The following is a 7086-nucleotide window of genomic DNA, read 5'->3' as shown; positions in this document are numbered from 1 at the left end:
ACACCGGGAGATCAGGCTGAAAGGCATCTGGTAAGACTGATTAAGGATTAGCATCAGTGGGAAATATATTCGCGGTTACCAATCAGAAGGGCGGTGTCGGTAAAACGACCACCACAGTAAATCTGGCGGCTTCACTTGCTGATTCTGGCAAGAAAGTATTAATGATTGATTTAGATCCGCAGGGTAATGCGACCACCGGTTGTGGCATTGATAAAGATGCCATCGAAATCAGCAGTTATGACGTTATTATGGCTGAAGCCAAAGCCAGTGATGCGATCATTCGCCCGGAAGGCTTGGGCTTTGATGTGATGCCAACCAATACCGATTTGACGGCAGCAGAAGTCCAGTTGCTGGAAATCAAACTTCGTGAGCACCGGCTTAGATTGGCGCTGGAATCCAGTAAGGAAAAATACGATTTTATCCTGATCGACTGTCCGCCATCTTTGAGCATGTTAACAGTCAACGCGCTGGTCGCTTCAAAAGGTGTCTTGATTCCGATTCAATGTGAATACTATGCGTTGGAAGGACTCACCTCGTTGTTGCGTACTATCGAACGGGTAAAACAACGCGCCAATCCGGCATTGGAAGTCACCGGTATGGTGCGCACCATGTTCGATGCGCGTAATAATCTGGCCAATCAGGTGTCACGCCAATTGATAAGTCATTTCCAGGGTAAAGTCTTTCATTCGATAATTCCGCGTAATGTTCGCTTAGCCGAAGCGCCCAGCCATGGTCTGCCTGTGTTAAATTATGATCGAACTTCGCGTGGCTCAATTGCCTATATGGCTTTAGCCAGTGAATTGATGCGACGTGATAAAAAAGCGACAACGGCAAGCTAACACACAGGTATTCCTAAATATGGTAAGTAAAAAAAGAGGATTAGGCAGAGGACTGGATGCACTGTTAGGTGACGTCAATCAGGACGAAAACAGCCTGAATGACAGCTTGCAACATTTTCCGCTGGACATGATTCAACCCGGCAAATATCAGCCACGCATGGATATGTCTCAGGAATCCCTTGAAGAACTTGCCGACTCCATCCGTTCTCAAGGTCTGGTGCAACCGATTGTGGTGAGACCGATTGACGGCGGGCATTACGAAATCATTGCCGGGGAACGCCGCTGGCGGGCTTCCAAGCTGGCTGGCCTGGAAAGTGTTCCGGTTTTGATCAAAGATGTGTCGGATCGCAATGCAATCGCGATGGCATTGATTGAGAACATTCAACGCGAAAATCTCAACCCGATGGAAGAGGCCAATGCCTTGCATCGACTGCGTGAAGAATTTGAATTAACCCATCAGCAAACGGCTGAAGCTGTGGGGAAATCCCGCGCCACCATCACTAATTTACTGCGTCTGCGTAATCTCAATGATGATGTGAAAAAGTTGCTGGAAAACTGCGATCTGGAAATGGGCCATGCCCGAACGTTATTGGCTCTGGAAGGTGAAAGTCAGTCAGAAGCCGCTTTGCAGATCGTTGAAAAGGGTCTGTCTGTCCGTGAGACAGAACAGCTTATTCGTCGTCTGTTGAAATCCTCCCCGGCAGATAAACAGGAAGTCCCTCAGCCATCACTGGAAGAAATCGAGCGACTCGAACAGCGTCTTGCTGAAAAACTGGGTAAAGGCTTTAGTATCAAGCACCGCGCCAATGGCAAAGGAAAACTGGTTTTTGATTATTCCAATGTTGATGAGCTAAAACACCTGATTAAACAAATTGGGGTTTAAAAAGATAGTCAGAGATCAATTTGCACAGAACGGGTGAAGTCTATGTTTCACTCTGGTGCAACTTTGTTTACCTTACTGCAAGTTAGATGACCTCCATTCAGCACCGTTTTTTCTAACATCTCATTTTTAAAAGCATTGCATATCCATTCACGCGTGTCAGTCATTGCTGGACTGACAATTGCATAGCTCTGTTGAATCGACATTTATGGAGTCAGCAATGAAACTGTTGGACAGAATATTTAATTCATCAGAGTTCAATGAGCCTCCGATTGCAAATTCTTTGGAGCAGGATGAGGCGACATCCCCCCAACAATTTTCTGAGGCAGAAAAGCGTTTTTATCGTTCCCTGCAATTAGTAAGCAGCCAGACAGCACAGCTTTCACGACAGATTTTCCGCGCGCTGGAGGTACAGCAAAACTTTTTATCAGAAATCGGCCAGCGTACTGACAAACTGGATAGTGAACTCAGGCAGGCTAATGATTACCTGAATAGCTCAAACTCTACGGTTGGCGCATTACAGGCACAAATAGACGTGGAAGTGCGGGATGTGAATGGCGCTGTCGGGCAGGCAATGCAAGACATATCACTTACTCTCAATGAAAAATCCAATAGTGTTACGCAAGTGCTGGATGGCATTCTGGAAATCGGGCGTGGCGTGAATATGCTGGCGCTAAATGCGGCTATTGAAGCAGCGCGTGCCGGGGAGCACGGCCGGGGATTTGCCGTCGTGGCTGATGAGGTTCGAAGACTGGCTGCCGTAACCATGGAGCAGGCGCAGCAAGCAGCCAAACAGCTGGATTTTACAGAGGTTAACACTGAACTGGATCATATCCGCGAAACCAATACCGAAAGACTGAACAGTTTTGTTGAGGTTATTCAATCTGCTACCGGTCAGCTCACCGAATTGTTTCAATCTATCAGTGAGCAACTGCGAGCGATTATGGAAAACACGGCGGTGATTTTTGAAACGCTGGATTTAAACAAAGGCGTTATGCAGCGCATACATGGCAAGAACAAGATCATTAACGATGTGGTTGAAGATATGTCCAGCGGTTTGGAAAAAATTGATATTCAGTCAGCGCAGATCGAGCCAGCCGTAAAAGCAATGGATAACACGCTGAAAAAACTCTTTTTGGTGCCGGATGCATCGCATGACCAACTCGATGATATTTTGCGGCGAGGAACATTGCGAGTGGCGATAGAACCCAATTTTGTTGGTCTGTCATTTCGTGAAAAACTCGGTGAGCCACTGAAAGGGCTGGATGTAGATTACGCCAGAGCATTTGCACGGTTCCTTGGCGTTGAATGTGAATTTATCGAAGCGCCATGGGATATGTGCACTGAATTACTTACCGCAGGTAAAAAATATGGTGAGCCGCCTGCAGACGTTGTGATCAGCGCACTTCCCCCATCCGCTGAATACGACAATGTTGCTTATTCCGAGGCCTATACCTATCTGCATTGGGTGTTGGCTCGCAGAAAGGGTGACAGCAATATCTCCCGGCTGGAAGATCTCAATGGCAAAGTAGTGGGTATTATCAATGATCCAGCCGCTTTTCAGGTGCTTGAAGATCAAGGTTTGCGCTGGAGTAGCAACGAAGGCAAAGCGGATGGAAGGATTAAACTGGAAAATTTAATTGCCTATTCCGATCAGACCCGAATTCATAATTGTCTGTCGGATGGCGTTGTCGACGCTTTTGGCGTAGATCTGCCTATTTATTACTGGGCCTGTGAAAATCCAGCCAGCCCCTGGTTTGGCAAGATTGAAATTATTCCGGGAAATATTGCACCGCAACCGTATTACTACACGATGGCCGTGAATGCGTGGGGATCAAGCTATCGGCTGTTGGCCAAAGCCAATGAATTTATTGCCTGGTTCAAACAACAGCCTGAACGTAAACAAATTGAGCAAAAATGGCAGGGGTCGCCAGTCAGTGGTGAAATCAGCTATCGCGATGAACCGGGTAATTTGATGGGAGAAGCGGAGCTTAAAAAGTTATATCAGGCGCATTGTTTAAAATTCGATCTGCAACCTAAATCCCTTGATCTTCAAGATTAAGCCGGGTTCCCAATGCATCACCTTTAAAAGCCTGATGGGCTGAAATAATGCTTTCTTCGGGAAAATATCACAGGCAAGTTTTTGCAAAACCAGAATCATAAATGGAATCTTTCACAGTGAAAAAATCAGGATTAAGCGAATTCATAAATCTGCAAATTTAATCTGCCTGAAATAAATTAAGCGAGATAGTCGTTGACCATGCAAAGCATAGGTCTATATAATTCCCTGATTTGCTTAAGGCAAAACTAAGATCCAGCGGATAAAAATGGAGCAATTAACCAGGGTCAGGCCCGTCAATCAGCTGCTAAAAACCCAGTTTATAGCGTTGCTGATCATAGTGGCTTGTGTCTCATGGTTACATGGCAAGGATGTCGCCATAGCCGTATGCTTTGGAGGCATGATTAGTGTGGCTAACACACTATTGTTGAAATGGCATTTACTGAGAACAGTCATGAAGGCTGGTGCCAATCCGGCAAAAAATCTCGGTGGCATATACAGGTGTATTGCAGAACGATGGGTTTTTACCCTGGCCATGTTTGTGGTTGGCTTCGTGGTGTTTGAATTTACCGCGTTACCGCTACTGCTCGGCTTCGTCGCGATACAAGTGGTTTTATTGTTTGGAAATATGAAACGGGCTTGAGACAAACATGGCGGAAGAATTAACAACTTCAGGATACATCAAGCATCACCTTCAGAATCTGACTTTCGGTCAGAAACACGAAGAGATAGAGCCGGGCGTATGGGCTCCGACAGGTGATTATGGTTTTGCGATGTCTTCTGGTGAGGCGGCGCAAATGGGTTTTTGGTCCATCAACGTCGACACCATGTTTATGTCGATTTTACTTGGCGGTTTGATGATGTGGTTTTTCCGCAGCGTTGCCAAAAAAGTCTCCGCCGGCGTCCCGACCGGCACACAGAATTTCGCAGAATGGATAATGGAGTTTATTGACGACACGGTTCGTGGTTCATTCAGCGGCGGTAAAAATACTCTGGTTGCTCCGATGGCATTAACCATCTTTGTCTGGGTTTTCCTGATGAACCTGATGGACTTAATTCCGGTAGATGTTATTCCCCTGGCCGTGGCTCACGGTGCATCAGCCATATTCGGTGTTGATCCGCACGATGTGTTCTTCAAAATCGTCCCGACAACCGATCCAAATGCCACGCTTGGCATGGCATTATTCGTTTTCTTACTCATGCTTTATTACAGTTTCAAAGTCAAAGGCGTCGGTGGTTTCGTTGGCGAACTGACCTTGCAGCCTTTTGGTAAATGGGCGCTGCCTATCAACCTTGTGCTGGAAACTGTCACCTTGATTGCAAAACCATTTTCACTGGCATTACGGTTGTTCGGCAACATGTATGCAGGTGAAATGGTGTTCATTTTGATCGCTACCATGTACGGTGCCGGTCTTGTTCTGGGTTCTTTTGCCGGTCTGTTACAGGTTGGCTGGGCGATTTTCCATATTCTGATTATTACGTTGCAAGCATTCATCTTTATGGTGCTGACCACGGTATATATGGATATGGCACATCAGGAACATCATTGAGTTTGATTGAGTTGTAACTTTATTTTTTTAGTCTTTAGACGTTCGTAGGAGAGAAAAATGGATATGGGTTTAGTTTATATTGCGGGTGCACTGATGATTGGTCTGGGTGCTCTGGGTGCGGCCGTTGGTGTCGGTCTGTTGGGTGGTCGTTTCCTGGAAGCTGCTGCTCGCCAACCTGAATTAGTGCCAATGTTGCGTACACAGTTCTTCCTGGTTGCGGGTCTGGTTGACGCGGTACCAATGATCGCTGTTGGTTTGGCAATGTATGTACTGTTCGCGGTAGCTGGTTAAGATCATTAACTCAACTCCCAATAGCGATAAACAAGAGGTACAGGCATGAATATCAATGCAACCTTGATAGGCCAGCTAATTGCCTTTGCGATTTTCGTCGCATTCTGCATGAAGTACGTCTGGCCGCCTATCATGCAGGCGTTGGAAGAACGCAAAAAGAAAATCGCTGATGGTCTGGCTGCGGCAGAACGTGGTCGTCATGAACAAGAGTTGGCAGAAAAACGTGCCCAACAGGTAATTCATGAAGCAAAAGATCAGGCAAGCGAAATCGTTTCTCAGGCACAGCGCCGCGGAAATGAAATTGTCGATGAAGCCAAAGGCACTGCGCGTACTGAAGGTGAGCGAATTCTCTCTTCTGCCCGTGCAGAAATTGAGCAGGAAGCGAACCGCGCCCGTGATGAACTGAGAGCACAAGTTGCGACAGTTGCACTGGCAGGTGCTGGCAAAATCCTTAGTCGTGAGATTGATGACAAAGCCCACACCGACCTGCTCGATGAGTTGGTCAGCCAAATCTAGAGGAATCATAGGATGGCAGAATCAATAACCATCGCTCGCCCCTACGCATCAGCCGTATTTGCGATTGCACAAGAAAAAGGCGACATGCAGTCATGGTCTGAGCTGCTTAGTGTACTGGCGCAATGCGCTGCTACTCCCGAGGTGCAATCCATATTGGTGAGCCCTGCGGTCAGTGATGAACAGGCAGTTAATCTGCTTGCCGATATCACTGGTGAGCTCAGCACAGATGCTCGTAGTTTTCTGCTGCTTCTGGCAGAAAACAATCGATTGCTGCTGTTGCCGGAAATTGCAGAGCTATATGAAGAGTTACGCGCCGATGCGGAACAAATGCTGTCAGCCGATGTGATAACCGCACGGCCGTTGACGGATGAACAAAAAAGCAAGATTGCTGCTGCACTTAAAAAACGCCTGGGTAAAGAAATCACCCTCAGCGAAAGCGTAGACGAAAGTCTGCTGGGCGGCGCAATCATTCGGGCAGGCGATCTGGTAATCGATGGATCTGCCTTAGGTAAATTGAACAGACTGGCCAGCGCGATAAGCTAAGCGGCCCGTAAAGAGGAAACAGAGATGCAACTGAATTCAGCAGAAATCAGTGACCTGATTAAAAAGCGAATTGAAAGCTTTGACGGGGCTACTGAAGCACGAACAGAAGGCACCGTAGTCGGTGTTACCGATGGTATCGTGCGCATTCATGGTCTTGCCGATGTCATGTCCGGGGAAATGCTTGAGTTTCCAGGCAACACTTTCGGTATGGCTCTTAACCTGGAGCGCGACTCAGTCGGTGCCGTTGTTCTGGGCGCATACCAACATATTTCTGAAGGCGACAAAGTCAAATGTACTGGTCGTATTCTGGAAGTTCCAGTAGGTGAAGGCCTGTTAGGACGTGTTGTTGACTCACTGGGTAAACCAATTGACGGCAAAGGTGACATTCAAGCCACCGGCTCTTCTCCA

The 7086-nt window shown here is 47.1% G+C and carries 8 protein-coding genes and 1 pseudogene; all 9 read left to right on the top strand.

The annotated features are described in order from the left end of the window. Window positions 1-56: 56 nt before the first annotated feature. Window positions 57-839, top strand: a complete 783-nt coding sequence (locus tag B3O33_RS04390; RefSeq protein WP_292361375.1) for a ParA family protein — start codon at window positions 57-59, stop codon at window positions 837-839. A 19-nt stretch (window positions 840-858) separates the two neighbouring features. After that, window positions 859-1722, top strand: a complete 864-nt coding sequence (locus tag B3O33_RS04385) for a ParB/RepB/Spo0J family partition protein (protein WP_292361374.1) — start codon at window positions 859-861, stop codon at window positions 1720-1722. Between the two features lie 217 nt (window positions 1723-1939). Further along, the gene (locus B3O33_RS04380; protein ID WP_292361373.1) at window positions 1940-3781 is read left to right on the top strand and encodes a methyl-accepting chemotaxis protein; all 1842 of its coding nucleotides are present in this window, start codon (window positions 1940-1942) and stop codon (window positions 3779-3781) included. A gap of 265 nt (window positions 3782-4046) precedes the next feature. Beyond that, the gene (locus tag B3O33_RS04375; RefSeq protein ID WP_292361372.1) at window positions 4047-4421 is read left to right on the top strand and encodes an ATP synthase subunit I; all 375 of its coding nucleotides are present in this window, start codon (window positions 4047-4049) and stop codon (window positions 4419-4421) included. Between the two features lie 7 nt (window positions 4422-4428). Beyond that, window positions 4429-5328, top strand: coding sequence for a F0F1 ATP synthase subunit A (atpB, locus tag B3O33_RS04370; RefSeq protein WP_292361371.1), 900 nt, complete (start codon window positions 4429-4431; stop codon window positions 5326-5328). Between the two features lie 57 nt (window positions 5329-5385). Next, window positions 5386-5619 (top strand): F0F1 ATP synthase subunit C, encoded by a 234-nt coding sequence (atpE, locus tag B3O33_RS04365; RefSeq protein WP_292361370.1) that lies wholly within the window; start codon window positions 5386-5388, stop codon window positions 5617-5619. A gap of 45 nt (window positions 5620-5664) precedes the next feature. Then, complete coding sequence (locus tag B3O33_RS04360) at window positions 5665-6135, top strand: F0F1 ATP synthase subunit B (RefSeq protein WP_292361369.1); 471 nt, start codon at window positions 5665-5667, stop codon at window positions 6133-6135. A gap of 12 nt (window positions 6136-6147) precedes the next feature. Further along, on the top strand, window positions 6148-6678 hold the full coding sequence (locus tag B3O33_RS04355; protein WP_292361368.1) for a F0F1 ATP synthase subunit delta: 531 nt from the start codon (window positions 6148-6150) through the stop codon (window positions 6676-6678). A gap of 24 nt (window positions 6679-6702) precedes the next feature. Beyond that, window positions 6703-7086, top strand: a pseudogene (locus tag B3O33_RS04350) (F0F1 ATP synthase subunit alpha); the annotation flags it as partial.

Source organism: Methylophaga sp. UBA1464, assembly GCF_002325665.1.
Taxonomy (GTDB): Bacteria; Pseudomonadota; Gammaproteobacteria; order Nitrosococcales; family Methylophagaceae; genus Methylophaga.
Note: the sequence above shows the minus strand (reverse complement) of the source record. Positions and strands in the feature narration are given on the sequence as shown.

What these genes read in the sequence shown, in the direction of transcription:
- B3O33_RS04385 (WP_292361374.1), top strand. Translation starts at nt 859, where the DNA reads ATGGTAAGTAAAAAAAGAGGATTAGGCAGAGGACTGGATGCACTGTTA.
- B3O33_RS04380 (WP_292361373.1), top strand. Translation starts at nt 1,940, where the DNA reads ATGAAACTGTTGGACAGAATATTTAATTCATCAGAGTTCAATGAGCCT.
- B3O33_RS04375 (WP_292361372.1), top strand. Translation starts at nt 4,047, where the DNA reads ATGGAGCAATTAACCAGGGTCAGGCCCGTCAATCAGCTGCTAAAAACC.
- atpB (WP_292361371.1), top strand. Translation starts at nt 4,429, where the DNA reads ATGGCGGAAGAATTAACAACTTCAGGATACATCAAGCATCACCTTCAG.
- atpE (WP_292361370.1), top strand. Translation starts at nt 5,386, where the DNA reads ATGGATATGGGTTTAGTTTATATTGCGGGTGCACTGATGATTGGTCTG.
- B3O33_RS04360 (WP_292361369.1), top strand. Translation starts at nt 5,665, where the DNA reads ATGAATATCAATGCAACCTTGATAGGCCAGCTAATTGCCTTTGCGATT.
- B3O33_RS04355 (WP_292361368.1), top strand. Translation starts at nt 6,148, where the DNA reads ATGGCAGAATCAATAACCATCGCTCGCCCCTACGCATCAGCCGTATTT.